The sequence below is a fragment of the Lyngbya sp. PCC 8106 genome (assembly GCF_000169095.1).
Classification (GTDB): domain Bacteria; phylum Cyanobacteriota; class Cyanobacteriia; order Cyanobacteriales; family Microcoleaceae; genus Capilliphycus.
Genome location: NZ_AAVU01000018.1, coordinates 13031 through 35533 on the forward strand (window position 1 = coordinate 13031; position 22503 = coordinate 35533).

Below are 22503 nucleotides of genomic sequence, written 5' to 3' on the forward strand. Positions count from 1 at the left end.
AATTGGAGTTTGTCATGTCAGGAAATCAAAACCTTACAAAAGATTTAAAATTCATGGTCTCAGAAGTTATCACGCTAGAATGTGAGGATTTTGAACAGGCGATGATTGTCAGTAATCCTATAATGGAAGAAGAAAAGCAATGGCAAACTTACTTAAATGCGTTAGCATTATTAGGTTTGGAACGATGGTTTACTGAACGCTTGTCTCCCGGAAAAATTCATCAAAATCTTAATTCTAGCCAAGAAAAAATTGGTTATTTTCAGTTTGGAAAATTCAAGATTGGTATTATTGCTGTTGAACACGTACTCGATGAATTTATTTCTTTGCCTCAAGAGATTTTTATTCAACCTAAACGTTTGGCTGACTTTTATGTTGTGGCTGAAGTGATGGAAGAAGAAGAAGAAATGCTGTTTAGAGGTTCGATTTCTCAGGAAAAACTTTTAACAATCACTGATCGTTATCCTTGTAAATCATCAGAAATAAATCATTTTATCCCACTAGATCTATTTGATATTGAACCCAATCATTTATTGTTTTACTGTAACTTTATACAGTTTAATTTGGAACCAGAAGTAGCGCCTGAATCTTCCAACTGTGCCAAAATTTATGAGTGGCTTAAGAATGTTTTTGAGTCGGCTTGGCAACCCCTCGAAGCTTTAGTTTCTCCCGAACTGAGTTTGTCTTTTAATACTCGCTGTGTCTCTGAAGAAATCAAACGGGGAAAGCTGATTAATCTGGGGATGCAGTTAAATAGTCGCCGCTTTATAATGTTAGTAACAGTCACCCCAAAACCCGATGAAAAAACACGAGTTTTAGTGCAACTTCATCCCACTGTAAATGATGAATATTTACCACCTTCTGTGCAATTGACTTGGCAATCAAAAGCAGGTAAAATATGTCAAGAAGTCACTTCCCGTAGCCACGACAACTATATCCAACTTAATCCTTTTACAGGAAAATCTGGACAAAAATTTATTATTGAGGTCAGTTGGAATGATACCCGAATTAGAGAAGAATTTGAAATCTGAACTCAGCCAAGTGGTTGTGTTGTCGTTGGGTATGGGGAATTTACACGTCGGTTTTCCGAGTATTTGTGTACAAATTCGCAATCAAACGTCTTCTGTTTTAGCACAATTTGTCGCCAGTTTACCACCAGAACCAGCCTTAATTGAACTCTATCAAAGCTGGAAAATTGTTTATCAAAGTCTGTGTCAGCGTCATGCTTTACTGTCTTTGAGTGAAGAAGAAGATGATGACGACGACGATTTTGAAATTGAACTTGGAGGGGTGACAAATGTTTCCCAAGTCAGTTTTGAAGAATTAAATCATCAATTTCAAGCCCAACTCAATTCTTGGCTAAAATCGGAATCTTTTTCTAACCTCGAAAAACAGTTACGTTTTCATCTAAACTCTACCCAAGAAATTCGAGTGATTCTCGAAACGCCAGATGAAATTTTACGACGTCTTCCGTGGCAAAATTGGGAATTTTTTCAGGATTATCCTCTCGCAGAACTCGCCCTCAGTCAACCTGAATATCGCATTCCTGCATCTTCTCAAGTTAACTCTACAAAAACTGCCGTTAGAATCTTAGCTGTTTTTGGTAATAGTCGAGGAATTGATTTAACAACGGAACGGAAAATTCTGCAAAATTTAATTGATGCAGAACCCCAGTTTTTAATTAATCCCACTCGTCAAGAATTTGAAACACATCTCGCAGATAGTCGAGGTTGGGATATTCTCTTTTTTGCAGGTCATAGTCAAACCAAAAGCCAAACCGGGCGCATTTATCTCAACGACCATCCTACAGATAATAACCTCACTTTAGAGGAACTTTCAACAACTCTCCAGAAAGCTATTTTTAATGGATTAAAACTGGCAATTTTTAATTCTTGTGACGGTTTAGGACTCGCCAAAGCTTTAGAACATTTGCATATTCCGACTGTAATTGTCATGCGCGAACCCGTACCCAATTATGTCGCCCAGGAATTTTTAAGGCATTTTTTAGAGACTTTTGCTATTCAACGACTCTCTTTTTATCGCTCGGTTCAACAAGCCCGTTTTCAACTCCAAACCCTCGAAAATGAATTTCCAGGTGCTTCGGGTTTACCGATTATTTGTCAAAATCCCTCAGTTCAGGCTCCTACTTGGTTACAATTAGGGGGAAGTCCACCTTGTCCTTACCGGGGTTTATTTGCTTTTAGCGAAGAAGACACCGACTTATTTTTCGGGCGAGAAACCTTTACTGAAACCTTAGTTTCTGCTGTTAAAAATAATCCCTTAGTTGCTGTAGTTGGGGCGAGTGGAAGTGGAAAATCAAGCGTAGTCTTTGCAGGATTAGTACCTCAACTTCGCCAAGATATCACTCAACAATGGCAAATTATTTCTATCCGTCCGGGTCAAAATCCGATTGAAGCTTTAGCAGTTGCATTAATTCAGGCGATTCACTGGAAACCCTCAAATAATACCACTCAAGATCAACCCTATCATCATCGTTTACTCGAACTTGAACTCGCCGTTGAACTCAAGCAAGATAAACACGCTTTAGCAGAAATTATCTATCGCTATCTTCAAAACTTTCTCCATCGACGAATTGCCTTAATTATTGATCAATTTGAAGAACTGTATACCCAAACCAGCGACGCAGAACGTCAAGCTTTTTTAGACGGATTATTAACTGTCATTAGTCTAGTTCCTCGCTTCTCTCTAATTGTAACATTACGAGCTGATTTTTATAGTCATGCTTTATCTTATCGGCCCTTAAGTGATGCTTTGCAAGGTTCAGTTTATAACCTCGGTCCAATGAGTCGAGAAGAATTACAAACCGTTATCGAAAAGCCTGCTGATAAAATGCAGGTTCAACTCGAAGCTGGACTCACTGAAAAACTAATTGAAGCCACCTTAGAACCCGGTCGTTTACCCTTATTAGAATTTGCCTTAACAGAACTTTGGCCGCAACAACAACAAGGCTGGCTAACCCATGAAGCCTATGAAGAAATTGGAGGCGTAGAAAAAGCACTGGCTCGACACGCTGAAGGAATTTATAATCAACTTGATTTAAGCGATAAACTCAGAACACAACGAATATTTTTACAGTTAGTTCAACCCGGAGAAGGAACCGATTTTAGTCGTAGAATTGCCACTTGTGATGAAATAAACCCCGAAAATTGGGATATTGTAACTCATCTGGCTTCTGCCCGTTTAGTAGTGACAAACCGTAACGAAATTACCGCAGAAGAAACTGTCGAAATCGTTCACGAAGCCCTAATCAAAAATTGGCAACGACTAGAACAGTGGATAAAACTAGATGGAGACTTTCGCTCCTGGCAAGAACAGTTACGCACCCTATTTCATCAATGGGAAAAAAGCGATCATGATGCAGGTGCATTGTTACGGGGAAAACTACTCGCCGATGCTGAATATTGGCAACAGCAACGCCCTCAAGAATTAAGTTCAAGTGATCAATATTTTATTGAAAAAAGTATCGCTTTGCGCGATAGTGAAACTCAACAAAAAAAGCAACGCCGAAAACTAACCCTTTCTGGATTAAGTGGAGGTTTATTTTTAGCCGTAGTTTAGCAACAGTAGCAGTCGGACAATGGCAAAATTCACTCACGAACGAAATCCGAGCAATTACTCAATATTCTCAATCCTTATTTACTTCAAACCATCAATTAGATGCGTTAGTTGAAGCCCTACGCGCCCAGCAAAAATTACAACAAGTTACGGTCAAAAATCCCACTCTCAAAAATAGAGTCAAACAAGTTTTAAATCAATCCCTTTATGGTGTAGTAGAATCTAACCGTTTAGTCGGACATCAAGATTGGGTTTGGCAAGTTGCCATCAGTCGGGATGGTCAAACCATTGCCTCAGCGAGTTCTGATAAAACGGTAAAATTGTGGAATCTTGATGGCAGTTTACGCACCACTCTCAACGGTCATCAACTCGAAGTTTATGCGGTTACTTTTAGCCCCGATGGTCAAACTATTGCTTCAGCAAGTCGAGACAAAACTGTTAAATTGTGGAATATTGATGGCAGTTTACGAACCACAATAAACGCCCATGATGCAGAAGTTTATGGGGTTGCTTTTAGCCCCGATGGTCAAACCATTGCCTCAGCAAGTCGAGATAAAACCGTTAAATTGTGGAAGATTGACGGCACCTTAATCAGTGTTTTAAAAGGTCATCAAGGCCCCGTTCGAGGGGTTGCCTTTAGCCCCGATGGTCAAACCTTAGCATCTGCTAGTGAAGACAACAGCCTCAAACTTTGGACGATTAAGACACTGAAAACCCCAGTTTTACAAACCACCCTCAACGGCCATCGGGCGGGAGTCTGTGGAGTCGTCTTCAGCCCCGACGGTCAAACCATTGCCTCAGCGAGTTTTGATGGTACTGTCAAACTCTGGAACCGCGATGGTAGCTTGCAAAATACCCTGATAGGGCATAATGATCAAGTGTATGCCGTGGCGTTCAGTCCCGATGGTCAGACCTTAGCTTCAACCAGTGGCGACCAAACGATTAAACTCTGGAACCGCGACGGCAGCTTGCAAAATACCCTGATTGGGCATGACAATGAAGTTTGGAAAGTGGCCTTTAGTCCCGATGGTCAAACTTTGGTTTCGGCTAGTGGCGACAAAACCGTGAGACTCTGGATGCTTCACAACAGCCTACTGACACGGTTGAGAGTTTCTGCGGACGAGGTTTGGGGCGTTGCCTGGAGTGGGGATAGCCGGACGATTGCCACCGCCAGTCGTGACAAAACGGTGAAACTCTGGAACCCAGACGGCAGTTTACGTTCAACCTTGAAAGGTCATACTGCTGAGGTGAGTGGGGTCGCATTTAGTCCTGATGGTCAAACCCTGGCTTCGGCGAGTTGGGATAGAACGATTAAACTCTGGAATGCTGACGGAACGCTACGCACGACTTTAACAGACCATCAAGATTTGGTTTACGCTGTTGCTTTCAGTCCCGATAGTCAAATGATGGTTTCCGCGAGTTCCGATAAAACGGTGAAATTGTGGCAACTGTCCCCAAAGAATCCCCCGATTGTCTTAAAAACTCTCAACGGTTTTGACACAGAGGTTTGGGATGTCGTTTTGAGTCCCGATGGTCAAACGATAGCAGCCTCAAGTCGGGGGGGAATCGTTAAACTTTGGGATGTTAACGGTGTTTTGTTAGCCACGTTGGAGGCCCATCAAGGGGGAGTGAAGACTGTGGCGTTTAGTCCCGATGGTCAAATGTTAGCAACAGGTAGTGAAGACCAAACGGTTAAACTTTGGAAATTGCAGGCGAATCAACCCCCGAGGTTAGTCCACACCCTCAATAGCCACGATGCTGAAGTTTTGGGTATCGCATTTAGTCCCGATGGTCAAACCCTAGCGTCCGCGAGTCAAGATGGAACCGTGAAACTCTGGGACAATCAAGGGGTCTTGCTTTCCACTCTCAACGGTCACAATGGCCCGGTTCGGAAAGTTGCGTTTAGTTCTGATGGTCAAACGTTGGCGACCGCTAGTGAAGATCAAAGTGTGATTCTGTGGAATATCCCCCAAGTTTTGGATCAAGATCAACTGTTACATCAAGGATGTGCTTGGGTGCAAAATTATTTGCACAATTATCCTCAGATGAGTCAAAGCGATCGCTCTATTTGTGATGCTTTTAATCTAAAAAATGATTAAGATCTAGACACCAGAACTCGAATCAAAAATCATTATTACCTGGGGAAAAATTGATTCAAGCAACTTTATTGAGTCAATCTTCTAGTCTCTTTGTCACCCCATCAGTCACCAAAGTTGTATGAGAGTCATTTACAGAAGCTATATTAAGACAATCAACTGATTTAAACGTTGTCTGCTTGAGCAAATGCTGACCAAGACGACGGGCGAGAGCTAAGATAGTAAAAGTAGGAGAATAGGAAGGCCCAGTTGGGAAGACGGCAGAACTAGCGACATAAAGATTATCCGTGCCAAACACCCGACAATTAATATCAACCACCCCCTCTTCAGGACAGCTACCCATGCGCGTTGTTCCCATTTGGTGGGCGGCGTCGGTCATATTATCTATACAGGGCGGATCATCCCCAAACTCAAATGTGCCAATACCAACATCAGTAAAACGTTGGGTCAATAATTCTAAGGTTTTCTTCATAGAACGATGATCATGCTCAGTAAAGCACCAGTCAACCTCTAATTTTCGTTCACCAAGGGCATCCAGTTCAGTACCGAGCTTAAGACGGCTATCTTTTTGGGGAAGTTGCTCCGTCACAAACTTGACTTGGTATGTAGCCACCACTCCGTTATTATCCTTGCAAATCGGCCGACGTTGAATGATTCGTTTGAGTCGGTCTGTTAGTTTTTCGTAGATTGGCTTAATGTATAAGACGTGTTCGAGAAGCTGGTGTTCGCGCTGAGTATCATCATCTAAAGCAAAACAAATACAAAACCGAGGTTTGGGCGCATATTGCAACTCGTGGGCGTATTGTCGAGTCAGATGACCCGGCAAGAGGGTGCCAGTATGATGTTTCGGGTGATCGGTGTAGAAACGACCAACCAGATCATGAGTATTACCGATACCCTCGGGAATTTGGCGGTTAGATGCCAATAACAGACGTGCTGCTTCCAACGCCCCAGTAGCAAGAACAATGACATTACCCTCAACCAAGATTTCTCGACCTTCGAGAGAGCGACAAACCACCGCAGTCACTCGCTGGCCTGAAGGATCGAGTTTTAACTCCGTTGCTGTCGCACCTTGAATCACTTGTAGATTAGGCGAACGACGCATTTCTTCCCCAAAACGGATTGCTGTGCGGGTAGGGGTTTTCTCCCAATAAAAACTGCTCATTTTCAAGCCATAGGCTGCAATTTTAGCTCGAAGTTCCAAGATTTCAGGGCGTACCGCTTCGGCCTCTAAATCACCAAATCCATAATCTTTGGCAGCAGAACGATAATGTTCTAAAAGATCGGTAAAGTCTATCGGCCAATCACTGTTGGGTATCCAATCTCTTCCGTCGAAGTCAGAAGGCTGTAGATATTTCCATTTCCCCGTCCAGACGTTACTGGTTCCCCCAAACTGACGTACCCGACTGACTCCCCGTAGCTCAGGAGGTAAGTATCGATGGTAATATGTATTCGGATTTAACTCGCGGTGGCGTTTCCCCAGAAATATCACATCGTTTAAGGCTTGAATCGCGGGATCAAAGCGATCGCGTCCACTTTCAACTAAGATTACATCCCGGCCATGACGGGCGAGATGGGTTGACACTTCAGCCCCCGCAATGCCGGAGCCAAGAACAATTACTTGACCTTTTAATGTCGTTTGTTCATCAAGTTCTAAAATGTCGAGAATCATGTAAGCTCCTATGTCTTGTTTATGAAGATAAAAGATAATCAAGAATAATTTTAAGCCGTTAAAAATAGCTTTTTTAGCTTCTTGATAGTTGAGAAAAAGCAGACCAAGCACTCAGAAAAAAGGTGTGAGCGGGATGAAGTTTAAAAGCCCAAAGGTAATGATTAAAAGCGGCTTTATTCTGTCCGATTTCAGAGGATGTTACTGCGTGTTTGTAGACAAACTCAGCAAACATTTTAGGATGGTTCCTAAAGACATCCTGATGTTTTTGAATCAAACGATAAAAGCTTTCTTGTCGTAGCTGTTGATTGCCTGATACTCGATCAGTAGTATGAGAGAGGAGATGATAAGTTACGCTCGGTAAACCTATCAGAGTACATTGGGGATTTAGTCGTAAAAAGAATTCAGAATGAACCCGAGAGCGAAAGGTTTCGTCCCATCCCCCAATTTTTAAAACCAGATCCCGTTCCACAACTAGGGTTTGTTTGGTGTGGAAAGAACGTCCTGGTTCTGGGGTTTCTAAAAAGAAATGGCTTCCTTTCTGACAAACGGTGGGGGGAATGCGTGTGGCAATCACTTTACCCGCCTCATCTACTTTTTGAAGTCCCGAAACGACCGCAACAGGAGGATTAGCGGTTGTTGTTTGCAATGTTGACAGAGAAACTTCTACCATGTGAGGCAGTAGATAATCATCGTCATCTAAGTAAGTCACCCAGCGTCCTAAAGCTGCCTTAGTTCCCACATTTCGCGCCCCCGCGCCGCCTATGTTCTTTTCTAAAAAAATGACTCGTAATCTTGGATCATCTGGGAGATCTGCACGTTCTTGTGAAGCATCATCGACCACAATTACTTCTAAATCTGGGTAGGTTTGATTAAGCGCACTCTGAACCGCTCTCGGTAATAAATGAGGTCGATTATGTGTTGGAATAATAATACTGATCCGGGGATTATTCATGGCTTGACCTCCCACTTACGAGGTTGAAAAAAGAGACGGCGGCTCGTTGATTGCTCGGAGTCAACTTGAAAGTGGAAAGACTTGACCTGAACGAAGGAAAAGACGCCTTCTTTCAAAGAAAAATTGGCACTGTATACTCCCGAAAAAAGACAGCAGTAAAGCATTTTTAGGGAAAATTCGTGATATCCAGGAGCCAGTTTTATCCTTTTTAAGCGCATAGTTATCATGGATTTTTTATTTTCTAATTTTCAAAAGTATATCCTTCCAGAAACGGGAACGAGCGCATTTTACTTTCAACCTCTTGCTTTAAATCTTCGCTCCATTCTATTTTAGATCTGCTTTTATGCGGCGACTCAAAAACGATGCTTGCACAAGCCTCTAAATAATCTAATGATGGCTCTACTCCCAACCAGAGACATAGGTCACGAAGTTGCCCTTTCGGATCTTCAATAAAATCTTCTTGACGAAGATCGTATAGATCTACTCGATCAACCATTGCTGTCACCTTCATAACCGATTCACAAACACTAAAATAGCGATCTATAGTTCCCCGAATATCCAACGAATTCTGCTTTGCTTTCCTCAGTGCCATCGTTGCGATGTTATCAAATGGATTACGGACAACATGAATAAATCGTACTGGTACTTTGACCACATCTCGCAGCTTTTTAAGTAACTTTGGGTTGTCAGCGAGGGTACAAACCGTAAACTCACCATGCTTATCGCCAATCACCCGAATCTTTTCAAAAGAACCTTGCCATTGACCCGGTACATTGTAGGTGTATCCGCCCCCACGCATCCAAGAATGTCCTCTAACTTTAGTCATTTGAAATAGTAGATAATAGAGGGCATTTCGCCCAAAGCCATAATTGACATACTTGACCGCACGCAGTTCGTGAGCCATGACAATATGGGGATGGGCATCAAGTAAAGCTGCTACTAAACTATGTCCGCTTCGGGAATAGCCAATAAATGTACAGTAGGTTTCTACCTCTGCAAACTCGTCAGCAAATTGAGCGCTAGTTCCTAGAGTTGCCCCATGAGCCAGACTAAGTTGAAGCAACCAGGGAAGTTTTTTAAGCTTTTTATTTTTAAGCAGAAGTTCTAACAACATTAATTTCTCCGTATTTGTGTTATAAATTATCTCCAATCTGTCCAGACGAAATCAATGGCTTTCAACGGAAAGTGGAGAAGGATTAACTTTTGATTTGGAATTTATGCGTTCTCGGAAAAAGCCTAAAACATTGGCAACTTGCGAGACAAAAAACAGTGCAGAAAGGATTAATCGGGGTTGATGATGCTCGGGTTGGAAAAAGGGATAACTCAGCAACTTAAAGTAAAAAGATAAAGGTTCAACTTTAATTTCTCCGATTCCTCTTTTAGAACGTAATTGATGAAAGTGAAAAGCACCTCGACCATAGTTGAAATGTTGTCGCCAAAAGCTGCGTAATGTTAACTTGTGAGCATGATAAATTTGAGCATCGGGGACAGCAACCATTTGATAACCTTGATATAACCAGCGATCGCAAAATTCCCGATCTTCCCCGGCAGCGAGGGGAAATGTAGTGTCAAACCGTCCGACTTGATGAAAACCATCTCTAGAAAGCGCAAAGTTATTAGACGCAAAAAAGCTGGCTTGTTCGCGGTCAGTATTATAATATTCGTACAGATAATCTATCAGTAATTGACTGGCGGTTGAATACAAATTTTCGGGCAAGGCGTTTAGTGTTTTACCTCCTAATAGGCTATCTGGAGTCAGAGTAAATTGAGTCTCTAAACTGTTTAACCAATTGGGTTTGGGTTGACAGTCATCATCGGTAAAAACAATAAATTTTCCCCTGGCTTGAGCCGCCCCCGTATTACGTGCAGAAGCGGGGCCTGCATTCGGTTGGGTGATGAAAGTGATCTCAATTTGTTGACGAAAAGGAGTAACAATGGGTTCGAGAGAGACTTGACTACCATCATCAACTACGATGACTTCAAAGCGATCGCGAGGATAGTCGAGATGAGTAATTGACTGAAGACAGTTCTGGAGTCTATCTGGGCGGTTATAGGTCGGAATTACGATGGAGAAAAAAGGCTGATTCATCATTTTTATCTGACTATTTTAATATTATTTTACAACAAAATTAGTTACTTTTATCGGATCATTTTAGTTTTCTAGATTGGATTCTACCTCTTTAGCAGTATAGATATAGAACGATTTTTCAAACGGTTCTATCGTGGACTTAACAAAGCGATTTAGTTCAGTGATTTTAATGTCGGGAGGGAAAACAGAATCAGATTCCAGTTGATAAGTTAGAACCAATAAAGTTTCATTGGGGTTATCACGGATGAGTCCTTCAATCATTTTTATATCTTTCATCTTAGTTTGAACAGTCCAAAAACTCCCAAATTCTCCTGTCTCTGGATAATAAATTTGTTGACCAAGATAGCCAGATATAACAGATGCTTGTCTGTCTCTTTGACCGACTATTGTTAACTCATCAAGATTGTTATCTTGAATATATTGGGCTGTTTCTCGACCAACGGAAAAAGGATAAAATAAATCTATACTATAGGCATGAATACCTGCGAGTAAATGAAAGGAAAGAATGACCGTTAAAAATTGATTTCTGAATCGACTTTCAGCTATTTGTTGAGAAGTTAAGTTGTGCTGTTTTATCAACTCTTTTTTGAGTATCCATAAGCAGGCAATTAATAAAATAAAGAGATGACCTCGGTGTCTCATAACCCCGTGAAAAATGAGGTAGCTAAAAGCCATAATACTAACCGTTCCAAACAGATAAAGGGTTAATATTAACCGTTTTGAAGCTAAAATTTTAATAGCAATGAGTAGAAGAATAAAAGAACCTAAAGCTGCAATAAACACCCCTAATGATATACCCCCTACAGTCGGAAAAATGTTGCCGTGAATGAGGATATTAGTATTCCAAAAATTATTATTTAATTGGTATGGGATAGGAACATAACTTCTCCATATATCTGTAACTATTTTCCCTAAAATTGTCAATTCTTGCAATAAACTCTGACTAGATTGAATCTGTTCGCCAGAAGATTGCATGGGGCGAATGAGTTGTTCTTGTGAAATCAAAGGCCGAATAATTTGTAATAATGAAAGCCCCCAACCGGAAAATAAAATCAATAAACTTGTCAAAAATTTTTGCTTGTTAAATTTATTTGCTTTAATCTGAGAATAAAAATTGTCAATTAAAGTCAATGCAAATGCAAAACTAAGAATGAAAGCAAAAACATTGGCATTTGCCATTAATGCTAATACTGTAGCAATTAATATAGGTTTGACCTTATTTTTTAAATAAATAATACAAAATAGGAAAATAAATAATATTCCTAAGTTGTAGTTTCTGCTGATAATTGTATATTCATAAAAAAAGTAATATCCAAAGCTGAGTAAAAATTTATGTAAAGGAGAAAAGGGAGAAAATTTGACGATTAAAGAAACAATGATAACCGATACAGATAGATGAAAAATCTGCATAATTAAAGGATTGTGGGTAATTCGGCTTAACCCATATAGACAGAGATGCCATAAACCCGGATGTCCTTCATACTGCATATTGTGAAAAAGTTCTATCAGGGATGCACTATCTCTAGCCAGTAACCAAGCTTGAAATTCATCCCGCCACATTTCGTGGTGAAGAATACCCACCAAGCCGAAAAGAAGAAAAGCAATAATGATACTATTTTCGATTAAAGCTTGGTTTTTAGAGAAGCTGAAGTCTATTTTTATCGGTAAGTTTAATTGTGACATCGGTTTTAAGGTTTTGCGAGTTTTATTGATAGAGAAATTTTTACTTTTAAAATATATAATCTATTGATCTGAATTTTGGTTGTCTAGATTGGGTTCTATCTCTCTAGCTATATAGATGTAGAATGAGCTTTCGTAAGTTTCTATGGTGGGTTTTACAAAGTGTTTCAGTTCAGTAATATTAATATCCGGTGGGAAAACAGAATCGGATTTTAGTTTATAAGTTAAAACCAGTAAAGTGTCATTGGGGTGATCACGGATGAGTCCTGCAATCATTTTTATATCTTTCATCTTAGTTTGAACAGTCCAAAAACTCCCAAATTCTCCCCTCTCTGGATAATAAATTTGTTGACCAAGATAGCCAGATATAACGGCTGCTTGAGTGTCTTTTTGACCGACTATGATTAAATGATCCAGATCATTTTCTTGTATATACTGAGCGGTTTCTCGACCCACAGAAAAAGGATATAATAAATCAACACTATAGGCATGAACACCTGCCAGTAAGTGAATCGAAAGAATGACAGTTATAAATTGATTTATAAATTGTTGTTTATAAGTAAATTTGTATTTATTTAATAACAGTTTTTTTAAGATCCAGAGACAGGCTATAAATAAAATAAAAAGATGACCTTGATGCCTCATTTCTCCTCTAAAAATCAAATAGTTAAAAGTTAAAATACTAGCTGTTCCTAGCAAATAAATTGTTAGTATTAGCCGATTTTGACATAAAAGTTTAATACTAATCAGTAGGATAGCCAAAGAAGCTAAGGCTGCAATCATTGTATTTAATGATATATCCGCTATAGTGGGAGTGTTCATGCTATTATCAATCAGAATGTTACTATTCCAAAATTCATTATTTAGGTGAAATGGAATAGGTACATAACTTCTCCAGATGTCTGTAAATGTACTACCTGCAAGCTTAATTTCTTGGAAGAAACTTACACTAGATTGAATCGGTTTTGCAGAAGATTTTATAGGGCGAATAACTTGTTCTTGGGAAATTGAGAGCCGAATAATTTGTAATAATGAAAGCCCCCAACCGGAAAATAAAATCAATAAACTTGTCAAAAATTTTTGCTTGTTAAATTTATTTGCTTTAATCTGAGAATAAAAATTGTCAATTAAAGTCAATGCAAATGCAAAACTAAGAATGAAAGCAAAAACATTGGCATTTGCCATTAATGCTAATACTGTAGCAATTAATATAGGTTTGACCTTATTTTTTAAATAAATAATACAAAATAGGAAAATAAATAATATTCCTAAGTTGTAGTTTCTGCTGATAATTGTATATTCATAAAAAAAGTAATATCCAAAGCTGAGTAAAAATTTATGTAAAGGAGAAAAGGGAGAAAATTTGACGATTAAAGAAACAATGATAACCGATACAGATAGATGAAAAATCTGCATAATTAAAGGATTGTGGGTAATTCGGCTTAACCCATATAGACAGAGATGCCATAAACCCGGATGTCCTTCATACTGCATATTGTGAAAAAGTTCTATCAGGGATGCACTATCTCTAGCCAGTAACCAAGCTTGAAATTCATCCCGCCACATTTCGTGGTGAAGAATACCCACCAAGCCGAAAAGAAGAAAAGCAATAATGATACTATTTTCGATTAAAGCTTGGTTTTTAGAGAAGCTGAAGTCTATTTTTATCGGTAAGTTTAATTGTGACATAATGTGAGCGTGTAGAATTTGATGCCCTATACTATTTATTATAACTAAGTTGACTTAATTTTAACTTTTTGAGAGCTTTTTAGAGGGAGATTTAATCATCTCTACTATCTTAAGTAAATCTTCAAAGATCGGAGGATATAAAACTCTAACAGACAATCCATATATTACTATTCCTATTGCTGTACCAAGAATGATTAATATCTTTTCATCAACTAAATTAATCAGAAAATATTTAAAAGTTACAATTCCAAAAATCATAATTAATGAACAAATTGCTGGACTAATAAATTGTTTCAAATAGGTACGCACAGGAATATGAATGAGCTTACTAATTGCCCACTGACTAACCGGAAAACCCAAGTAACTACTTATCACATAGGCGGCAGCGACTGCAACAATTCCCGATTTTACTGCTAGTAAACAAGCGATAAAGTTCAATATTGCATTAAGTAAACTCACTTTCAACTTCCAAGAAGGTTTACCCATAGCTATAAATACAGAACTATTAAAAAAAGAAATAGCATTAATAATTCCAGCGAAAGCTAGAATTTGCATCACAGGAACTGAAGGTAGCCATTGTTCTCCAAATAGCACTAAGACTAATTCGGGAGTGAAAATGATCATTCCTAAAAAGGTCGGAAAAGCAATTAAGCTCGTGAATAGAGTAACTTTATAGAATGCTTGTCGAAAGCGCTCAGGTTCGGTTTGTAGCCGAGAAAAAGTTGGCAATGCCACCTGTTTGGTTGTACTAATTAAAAGTTGATTCATCACTTCTAAAACCCGAAAAGCAATCATATAATATCCTAATGCCACTTCTCCTAAAAAGTAACCAATGAGTAAATTGTCCGTTCGCTTGTTAAAAAAACTTAGAAATTTTAAAGCTAGGATATTCGAGCCAAAGCTTAACAAACTTCGCAAATGCTTGAAAGAAAATCTCAGTTTTGGTCGCCAGTCAATTGCACCCCAAATAATAAAAACTTCTACCGCTTCATATATAAATTGCTGACTGACCAGACTCCAAACTCCAAACCCAGATAAAGCCATGACAATTCCCACAATTCCACCGATGGTAATACCGATAATTGTCCGAACTGCCATGACTTTAAACGCAAATTCCCGGCTTAAAATTGCTTTATGAACATGACTTAGAGATTTAAAGAAAAACAAAAATGAGAAACATTGGATGATAGGTATTAGCTTTGGTTGATCAAAAATACCTGCAATAAATCCCGACAATAAAAAGCTAATAATTGTCAGTAGTAAGCCACTCACCACATGAGTCCAAAAAGCCGTGTCTAGTTCTTCCGGCTCAATTTCCTGACGTTGAATTAAGGCTTGGGAAAATCCTTGTTCTAGAAAGATTCGCATGAACGCCAAAAAAACATTCGCTAGACCAATTAAACCGAAGGCTTCTGGAGTTAGCAAGCGAGCTAGTATTAAAAATACAATTAGCGAACCTGCCTGACTTCCCCAATTTTGTATGACAGACCAAACAACACCTTGAATTGCCTTCTGTTTAATGCTCATATTTAAGCTTTAGGATTTTCCCATCCCAAGAATACCTTAATTGGTTTAAGGGTTAGTTGACATTGATTGATGAAGTTTCCGTTGCTGATGAGCATGGCGGGTAGTCAAGAAGCGATTAATAAATATATGGTCGATTTTGCCAATAATTCTAGCTAAAAGATCACTTCCCATACCCCAAGTTAAACGCAAAACTAAGGGGACAATAATAGTGCCGTATCGTCGCCATCCGACCTTTTTGTATTTAGTTTTGAAATACTCATCCTCAGCCAGATTCCATTTCTCTCGCAAACGGTGCAAACTTGCCAATTGCCAAGCATCACTCCAGCGCAACATATAGTAATGTAAATCACTAAATTCTAGTGGAGGGCCGGGTACATAAGTGACAATAGAATCGGGTTCAAAGTAGACTGTTCCGACCGCTTGACGAACCAACATACAAAAGTCTAAATGTTCTTTTGTATTCAGTATGGCTTCGTCTAGAAAACCGATTTCGTCAAAGATAGAGCGGCGAATTAATGTACAATGAAACTCGGCTAACTCCGTTTCTTGGCGTTTTAAGCGATCGCGAACTTCGCTCACCCGTTTACCTTGCAAACACATCTTTTCTCGAAACCGTCGCCGACCCGTTTTATCAACCCAAATATGAGAATCTCCGCCCGCACAGTGAACAATTTCATGCAAGGGTCTTTCTTGACACATGAGAGGGCCGACAACTGTCGCATCTGTTTCTTCGGCGCATTCTATTAACTGAGTTAACCAACCGGGTGTGACAACAACATCGTTATCAATGAAGACTAAATATTTTGTATGAACTTCAGCTAAACCTATATTTCTTGCTTGGTTGGGAGATAGATAATAATCGGTTCGTAGGATTTTAAAGCCTTTCGCTTCAGCTTTTTCTTGCAAGTAAGCTCGAATATGTTTGGGAGAATTTCCATCAATATAGACTAATTCAAACGGTATCTTTGTGTGTTCATAGATGCTTTCTAGGGACTCACGGGTGCAGCTAAACCGTTCGCGAGGAACAGCAACAATTGTCACTTGGGGTTCGGTTTTTATTGATAAGTTTTCCATTTCGATAACCTCTGTAAAATGATTAAAGTGATGATTGAGTTATACTCTTAACTGACGGTGGAATCTGAACATTTAAGTTCTTATTCTGACAACCCGATGTCAAACTTTTTCGGTATAGTTCGACTAAAATATCATTCAGTTTGTTGAGATCGTAGTGTTCTTCAACATAGGTTCGTCCAGCTTTTCCCATCTCTAGCCATAATTGCGAATTCTTCACCAGAATACCGAGTTTTTCAGCTAGAGTATCTACATCTCGTTCAGGAACTAAGAAACCTGTAACTCCATCTTCTACTAACTCTGGAATTCCTCCATGATAGGTACTAATTACAGGTAAACCCATCGCCATCGCTTCTTTTAAAACATTGACGGGAGCATCTTGATTTCCATCAGCCGCTGTGACACTCGGAGCCATAAAAATATGGGATTGATTGAGGATTTCGATGATTTCATCTTCATCTTTCCAACCTAATAAATGAATGAAATTACTGGCATTTAAGTCGTCCACTAATTTTTGTAAGCTTTCCCTTAAAATGCCATCTCCGATAATATTATACTCTAAATTGGGGTTGACTAAAGCTTGTTGGGCTACCGCTCGAATACTATATTCAATTCCTTTTTTTTCCACCAGCCGACCTGTTGTAACAATCCGAATTTTTCCATCGGCTGGATATGAACGAGGAGTAAAAGGAAATCGACGACAATCTAGACCGGAACGATGTACAAATACTTGACTTTCATCACACCCTAGCTCTACAACTCGACGTTTAAAGAATTCGCAGTTTGCCAAAAATAAGTTGCCCGTCTTGAATAATTTCTGGTAAACTTTTTGGCCTCTTTCCTGCACAAATCGACTAATATCATCTCCTCGAAACGTTGTGACTAATCGAGCATTTGGAGCATTAATTGTCCGAAACGACATTCCTCGATAACTTTGAGTTCCAAATTGACAATGAATAATATCATACTGGCGATCAAATTTGGGAATAATCGTGTAAAGCAACCACAGAGAAAGAGCTTGCTGACCGTATTTGAAAAAATTTAAAGCATCGAGAAAACGCCCGGGTTCTTGATGGCCCTGAGTGAGTAGTAATCCGATTCCTTTCATTACTCGCCAGAGAATATTTTCAGGAATTTCAGGAAAGTAATAGGTGTGTTCAAGCAGATTGTACTTAGCGATCGCCGGATGAGTTTTAGTTGTATCACCAAGAGAACTCGAGTAAATATCAACCTGATGACCTCGATCAATTAAACCTATAACTTGATTGATAATAAAGGTTTCCGACAACTGCGGAAAATGACCGACTATAAATGCAATTTTCATGGTTTTTAATCGATATTACTCTCGGGCAGATAATCCTCCAAACCTCAGTCTGAGAATTTCCCAAGCGCTGATATACCGTACAACAAACATTACTAGGGAAACCTGAAGTTTATGTTTGAGACTTGTCAATCGTTCATCTAAAAATGTATTGATGACAAAGTTCAAAGGCGGAATTAAATTTTTCACCAACAAGGAGATAAAAATGAGGTTTTTCGGAAAATTTCTCAGGTTTTTCTTTTGCTGTAAATCATAGATTCCTCCTACGAGCCGAATTGTTCTTTTATACAATTCTCGCCAAGATGTCCTAGCGGGATGCTGAACACAACTCTCCTCCGCATAGATTTGCTGATAGCCCTGATCAAAAACTCGCCGACACCATTCGACATCTCCACTTGATTTCAATGTTGCATCAAAAACACCAACCTTTTCTATGACTTTTTTCCAAGTAAATAAATTTCCTCCGGCTCCATATCGATATTTTTCTAAAAGTTCTTTTTGGGGAAAAGCTGTAATACTTTCATAGAGTTCAACTGGTGTGATTTTATCAGAATTTTGAAAGAAAATCTCTATTTTTCCTACAACTAATCCACAATTTAGAACCTTTTGCAAATTCGTTACACCCTGTTCGAGCCAATCTAAAGCCGGAATACAATCAGCATCAGTGAAAGCAATAATTTCCCCTTTGGCAACCGATATTCCGTGATTTCGAGCGGCGTAGGAACCTGGAGTGCTTTCATTGATACAAAACGCTTGATTAAACAAAGCTACAACACGGTCTACTTTTTCAGCCGGATCAGAACCATTATCCACTACAATCACTTCATAACAGCTTTGAGGATAGGTCTGCTGATCCAGTGCTTTTAAACAGTGTTTTAAGCGTTCCGTATCATTATAAACAGGAACAATTACGGACACGAAAGGTCTAGATGAATGTTCCATTTCCAGGAAATTTTAGCTAAGGCTTTTACCAGAGAAAGCAAACAGATAAAGAGTTAATGGGAATTATCGAAATATTAACCCCATCAACTCATTAATTTTATTTCATTACTAATTCAGGTTTTTCACGACCTTTCCATTCTTCTTTAGTAAATTCTTCGTGATAGGAACGCTCTGTGTTAACATTCCAAAGATCGTGATTGTCGCCGAGTAAATTTTGTGCAGCCAACAGTCCAGTTAACATCGAATGGTCTTGGTTATTATAACGGTGCATTCCGTTACGACCAATGGTTTGTAAGTTGTCAAACTGTGATAAATAATCTTGAATGACTTGTAAATGACGGCGATAGTCTCGGTCATAAACGGGGTAAGCTTTGGGTTGACGGAGAATTGTTCCATCCTCTACTTGACTGGCTTTTGCTAAACCTAGCTTTTCTATTTCTCGAGTTGCTAAATCTAAAAGTTCGGTGTCTGACAACTTCCAAATTTCATCGCCTTCTGTACAGAAATATTCTAAACCCAAACAGGTTTTTGTTTGATCAGGGACCATCGCCGGACTCCAGTTTTTAAAGTTTTGGATTCGACCCACTTTAACTTCTGGACTATGAATATAAATCCAATTATCAGGAAATAGTTTAGGCTGATCAATAATCAAAGCAACAATTAAAAAGTCTCGATAAGACAGAGATTTTGCAGCGTGTAGAACTTCATCAGGAGGCAAAGGATCAAGTCGATTAACCAATGCAGTGACAGGCATACTGGAAATAAAATTATCGCCTGTGATTGTCATTTCTTGACCGTCTTGATAAGCCGTTATTTCGGTAATATGATAACCTTCTCGCTTAACATTCATCACCCGAGTATTGAGGGAAACTTGACCGCCTTTTTCATCTACTTTTTGTTGGAAACGTTCCCACATCATACCCGGGCCGTAAATTGGATAGTCAAATTTTTTGATTAAAGTTTTGGTATCATTACTGCCAAATAAAGCATTGATGACTGCTTTTTTCAGAGATAAACCTTTAATCCGTTGAGCTGCCCATTCGGCTTCAATTTTGTTGCAGGGAATTCCCCAAACTTTCTCGGTGTAGGTTTTGAAGAATGTTCGATAAAGCCGACTTCCAAAGCTATCTGTAACCCATTCTTCAAAGGTTTCCGCTTCTAGATCGGGTTGTAATTTGGCTTTGACTTTTGCTTTTAAATAACTCATCAAAATTAACGAGCTTTCAATTACACCTAGATTTAAGAGTGTATTGTAAATCGATAGTGGATAGTCATAAAATTTGTTCTGGTAATAGATGCGAGACAGTCGAGGAACTTGAATAAACTCGTCTCCCAAAACTTCTTGCCATAATTGATTAACAACATCTACTTTAGTAAAAAAACGATGACCACCGATATCAAAGCGATATCCTTTATATACTTCCGTTCTAGAAATTCCTCCCACTTGACTTGCTGCTTCTAAGACGTGAGGATATACTCCACGCTTCGTGAGTTCATAAGCCGCAGTTAAACCAGCAGGACCAGCTCCGATAATGACAACGGGGTGATGTAGCATTTGTAACCTCTGATGACGTAATTTTTGCAGGAATTGAGAGCCGAAATATGTGTCTGCTAAAAAGGTTGAACTCCGATGAGTTTAGATTTTAACAGATATTCGTTTTCAGCAGTCTTCGGAGAACTCTGTAATTTTATAGGATGCTGAGTACAGAATTTCGCACAAAAGAAAAAATTTGCGAGAAATAACTTCAAAAAATATCAATTATTTCTTGATTTCATCAACATTTTATCAACCCAGAATAAATCTCACTTGATGTAAAGATCAAAAGTCTTAATTTAGTGATATTATCTTGAGCAAGTTTCAAAAGCTGCTGAATCGATCACAAAACAAATTGTAGTGATATTGTCTTGAGCGAGTTTGAAAAACTGCTGAGTCGATGATCACAAAAAATATCATTCACGCTTTATGCTTTGCGATAAGTGAGTTGTACTTGAAACCAATGACGAACGAAACCAATTGCAAACGCTAACCCACTATAAAAATAGTACAGCCAGTGCCAAGGCAAAGCTCGAAGGGTAAAAAACCAGCCTCGTTTGTGATGAAAAAATTGATAAACTGGTGCATTTAAAACCACAAACGCTAAGGCTAAGAGACAGGCAATGATCGAAGTTTGAGATAACCAAGGTGTTGCCAATAATGCACCAATCTTAGCATAAACTAAGACAACACTAATCCGATTGGAGTATTGTAAGTTCAAGTCATTATTTAACTGGCGATCGCGTAGAATCAAAGCAGTCCAAGGTAATGCGCGACAGAAAAAGTCTGCTTTTACCATGGAAATCGGTCGCCATTCTTTCAGATGTTTAACTAGAATACTTTTCCGTAAGCCAATACTATAACCTGCTTTCTTAAGTCGATAGCCGAGTTCAATATCTTCAATGCAAGGAAGACGATATTTTTCGTCAAAACCTCCAACTTCCAAGAAAACCTCTTTACGAACGGCACCACAAGCTCCCCAAAATGTAGATGCTTCTTCTTGACTGATTTGGTGAGTATAGTGATGAAATAAATTTCGGTATTGGGAGAGAAAGTTATCTGCTCCCGGTGCATCATCGTAGGAACCAATTAGAGCTGATAAATCCGGCTCATTTGTAAACACATTGACGACCTTTTCAATCGTATCCGGATAGATTTCTACATCTGCGTCTATAAAGAACAGAATATCACCTTTTGCAGCTTCAGCCCCGAGATTACGCGCTCTTGCAGGGCCTCCTGCTTTGGGGAGTCGAATTACTTTTGCTCCAAAGTTCTCAGCGAGCAACCAAGAACCATCTGTATCTCCATCAGCTACTACAATCACTTCCTCTGCATTGAGTGAAGTTTTTGCCAAACTTTGAAGACATCGCTGAAATTTTTCGCCGCCATTATAGACAGGAATAATAACTGATATCGTTGGCTTAGGAGCTGAACAGTTATTGATCATAGTTGCTTTGAGGGTGATCTTTGGTTTCTTTTTCTCTTCTATCATCTTAAACAAAATTGTGAAAAAAATCAGTCTAAAGATAGAGAAGTGAGTAAAGCTTTTGTAAAAACAACAAACAAGTTATAAAGGTTTTGTAAAGCCAGGGTTTTTATCCAGTTGAGCCTTAGAATTCTTGACAATTTTGCCAATAGGCAGAGAGTTCGTTTTAATAAAAATTGATGCGACCCGTGACTAATATCCGTTCATTAATTCGTTAAATCGAACAATTTTTGGTCTAATTTATGATTAACTCAGAGTTTGTTCAAACTATTGACCTGAGTGAATGACAACACTTCCTCATGAGGTAAGATTTTGAGTGGCTTTTTGGATTAAGTTAACTTTATATAAAATGGTATCGGATAAGAAAAAAGAAAAATTGTACTGACTCAGCCTTAAAATTACAGAGATTGGGGTGAGACTATCACCCACTAAGGAGATTTTAAACCCAGCTTGATTAATTTGGCTGTTGTGACGATTAATACTTGTCGATAATGTAGTCCCTATATCAAATTGAAAAAAGAATACTACACCTCACACTTACTGTCTTCCCGTGAACCTCACTCATCAAATTTTTGTCTGATGATCGCGTACAGCGATGCTTGTAACTCAGGGGTGCTGACTTTAGTACACCTTATATATATATAGCAATCCTAAATAGGTTGTAATATTGGAGCCTTACTGTGCCTGGGTTTCAGGCTGATTGATCATCATGACTCATTTAGCATTGCTATAGCACTACGTGAATACATGATTGTCATTTCTAAATCCTAAAACTCCTTCACAGTCTACTGTTCCCTAAGATTGCAAAGTTGCTCATGGGGGAAACCCCCTCTCTTGGTCAGCGTTCCCTAAGCGAGGAAACCTCGCCGGG

At 39.1% G+C, this 22503-nt stretch carries 15 protein-coding genes and 1 pseudogene; 4 read left to right on the forward strand and 12 right to left on the reverse strand.

Translation table 11 applies throughout. The features are described 5' to 3' along the window. The first annotated feature begins 14 nt into the window (after window positions 1–14). From L8106_RS13630 to L8106_RS33000, 4 genes and pseudogenes are all read left to right on the forward strand, one after another. Entirely contained in the window at window positions 15–1028 is a 1014-nt protein-coding gene (locus L8106_RS13630) for a DUF1822 family protein (protein WP_009784904.1), read from the forward strand. Continuing rightward, window positions 994–3576, forward strand: a complete 2583-nt coding sequence (locus L8106_RS32990; protein ID WP_009784905.1) for a CHAT domain-containing protein — start codon at window positions 994–996, stop codon at window positions 3574–3576. The genes L8106_RS13630 and L8106_RS32990 overlap by 35 nt, the downstream gene beginning before the upstream one ends. 53 nt (window positions 3577–3629) lie before the next feature. Next, window positions 3630–3890, forward strand: a pseudogene (locus L8106_RS34455) (hypothetical protein); the annotation flags it as partial. Window positions 3891–3893: 3 nt separating this feature from the next. Further along, window positions 3894–5672, forward strand: coding sequence for a WD40 repeat domain-containing protein (locus L8106_RS33000; RefSeq protein WP_009784906.1), 1779 nt, complete (start codon window positions 3894–3896; stop codon window positions 5670–5672). A 73-nt stretch (window positions 5673–5745) separates the two neighbouring features. Here L8106_RS33000 and L8106_RS13645 read toward each other — a convergent pair whose 3' ends face one another. The 12 genes from L8106_RS13645 to L8106_RS13700 all read right to left on the reverse strand — a co-directional run bounded on the left by L8106_RS13645 (window position 5746) and on the right by L8106_RS13700 (window position 21593). Continuing rightward, window positions 5746–7452, reverse strand: coding sequence for a GMC oxidoreductase (locus tag L8106_RS13645; RefSeq protein WP_009784907.1), 1707 nt, complete (start codon window positions 7450–7452; stop codon window positions 5746–5748). Next, window positions 7415–8293, reverse strand: a complete 879-nt coding sequence (locus tag L8106_RS13650; RefSeq protein ID WP_009784908.1) for a glycosyltransferase family 2 protein — start codon at window positions 8291–8293, stop codon at window positions 7415–7417. The genes L8106_RS13645 and L8106_RS13650 overlap by 38 nt, the downstream gene beginning before the upstream one ends. 241 nt (window positions 8294–8534) lie before the next feature. Next, on the reverse strand, window positions 8535–9407 hold the full coding sequence (locus L8106_RS13655) for a sulfotransferase (RefSeq protein WP_009784909.1): 873 nt from the start codon (window positions 9405–9407) through the stop codon (window positions 8535–8537). A gap of 51 nt (window positions 9408–9458) precedes the next feature. After that, a complete protein-coding gene (locus L8106_RS13660) occupies window positions 9459–10385 on the reverse strand; it encodes a glycosyltransferase family 2 protein (RefSeq protein ID WP_156803673.1) in 927 nt (308 codons plus the stop codon). 60 nt (window positions 10386–10445) lie between these two features. After that, window positions 10446–12065 (reverse strand): hypothetical protein, encoded by a 1620-nt coding sequence (locus tag L8106_RS13665; RefSeq protein WP_050779119.1) that lies wholly within the window; start codon window positions 12063–12065, stop codon window positions 10446–10448. A 60-nt stretch (window positions 12066–12125) separates the two neighbouring features. Beyond that, window positions 12126–13751 (reverse strand): hypothetical protein, encoded by a 1626-nt coding sequence (locus tag L8106_RS13670; protein ID WP_039896284.1) that lies wholly within the window; start codon window positions 13749–13751, stop codon window positions 12126–12128. 60 nt (window positions 13752–13811) lie between these two features. After that, window positions 13812–15278, reverse strand: a complete 1467-nt coding sequence (locus L8106_RS13675) for a lipopolysaccharide biosynthesis protein (protein WP_009784914.1) — start codon at window positions 15276–15278, stop codon at window positions 13812–13814. Between the two features lie 45 nt (window positions 15279–15323). Then, window positions 15324–16352: a glycosyltransferase family 2 protein gene (locus tag L8106_RS13680; protein ID WP_009784915.1), complete on the reverse strand. Its 1029-nt coding sequence runs from the start codon at window positions 16350–16352 to the stop codon at window positions 15324–15326. A gap of 22 nt (window positions 16353–16374) precedes the next feature. After that, window positions 16375–17673: a glycosyltransferase gene (locus tag L8106_RS13685; RefSeq protein ID WP_009784916.1), complete on the reverse strand. Its 1299-nt coding sequence runs from the start codon at window positions 17671–17673 to the stop codon at window positions 16375–16377. A 15-nt stretch (window positions 17674–17688) separates the two neighbouring features. Further along, the gene (locus L8106_RS13690; protein WP_050779120.1) at window positions 17689–18612 is read right to left on the reverse strand and encodes a glycosyltransferase family 2 protein; all 924 of its coding nucleotides are present in this window, start codon (window positions 18610–18612) and stop codon (window positions 17689–17691) included. 97 nt (window positions 18613–18709) lie between these two features. Next, on the reverse strand, window positions 18710–20167 hold the full coding sequence (locus L8106_RS13695; RefSeq protein WP_009784918.1) for an NAD(P)/FAD-dependent oxidoreductase: 1458 nt from the start codon (window positions 20165–20167) through the stop codon (window positions 18710–18712). A gap of 406 nt (window positions 20168–20573) precedes the next feature. Further along, the gene (locus L8106_RS13700) at window positions 20574–21593 is read right to left on the reverse strand and encodes a glycosyltransferase family 2 protein (protein WP_009784919.1); all 1020 of its coding nucleotides are present in this window, start codon (window positions 21591–21593) and stop codon (window positions 20574–20576) included. Between the last annotated feature and the right edge of the window lie 910 nt (window positions 21594–22503).

What these genes read in the sequence shown, in the direction of transcription:
- L8106_RS13630 (WP_009784904.1), top strand. Translation starts at nt 15, where the DNA reads ATGTCAGGAAATCAAAACCTTACAAAAGATTTAAAATTCATGGTCTCA.
- L8106_RS32990 (WP_009784905.1), top strand. Translation starts at nt 994, where the DNA reads ATGATACCCGAATTAGAGAAGAATTTGAAATCTGAACTCAGCCAAGTG.
- L8106_RS13650 (WP_009784908.1), bottom strand. Translation starts at nt 8,293, where the DNA reads ATGAATAATCCCCGGATCAGTATTATTATTCCAACACATAATCGACCT.
- L8106_RS13655 (WP_009784909.1), bottom strand. Translation starts at nt 9,407, where the DNA reads ATGTTGTTAGAACTTCTGCTTAAAAATAAAAAGCTTAAAAAACTTCCC.
- L8106_RS13660 (WP_156803673.1), bottom strand. Translation starts at nt 10,385, where the DNA reads ATGATGAATCAGCCTTTTTTCTCCATCGTAATTCCGACCTATAACCGC.
- L8106_RS13665 (WP_050779119.1), bottom strand. Translation starts at nt 12,065, where the DNA reads ATGTCACAATTAAACTTACCGATAAAAATAGACTTCAGCTTCTCTAAA.
- L8106_RS13670 (WP_039896284.1), bottom strand. Translation starts at nt 13,751, where the DNA reads ATGTCACAATTAAACTTACCGATAAAAATAGACTTCAGCTTCTCTAAA.
- L8106_RS13675 (WP_009784914.1), bottom strand. Translation starts at nt 15,278, where the DNA reads ATGAGCATTAAACAGAAGGCAATTCAAGGTGTTGTTTGGTCTGTCATA.
- L8106_RS13680 (WP_009784915.1), bottom strand. Translation starts at nt 16,352, where the DNA reads ATGGAAAACTTATCAATAAAAACCGAACCCCAAGTGACAATTGTTGCT.
- L8106_RS13685 (WP_009784916.1), bottom strand. Translation starts at nt 17,673, where the DNA reads ATGAAAATTGCATTTATAGTCGGTCATTTTCCGCAGTTGTCGGAAACC.
- L8106_RS13690 (WP_050779120.1), bottom strand. Translation starts at nt 18,612, where the DNA reads ATGGAACATTCATCTAGACCTTTCGTGTCCGTAATTGTTCCTGTTTAT.
- L8106_RS13695 (WP_009784918.1), bottom strand. Translation starts at nt 20,167, where the DNA reads ATGCTACATCACCCCGTTGTCATTATCGGAGCTGGTCCTGCTGGTTTA.
- L8106_RS13700 (WP_009784919.1), bottom strand. Translation starts at nt 21,593, where the DNA reads ATGATCAATAACTGTTCAGCTCCTAAGCCAACGATATCAGTTATTATT.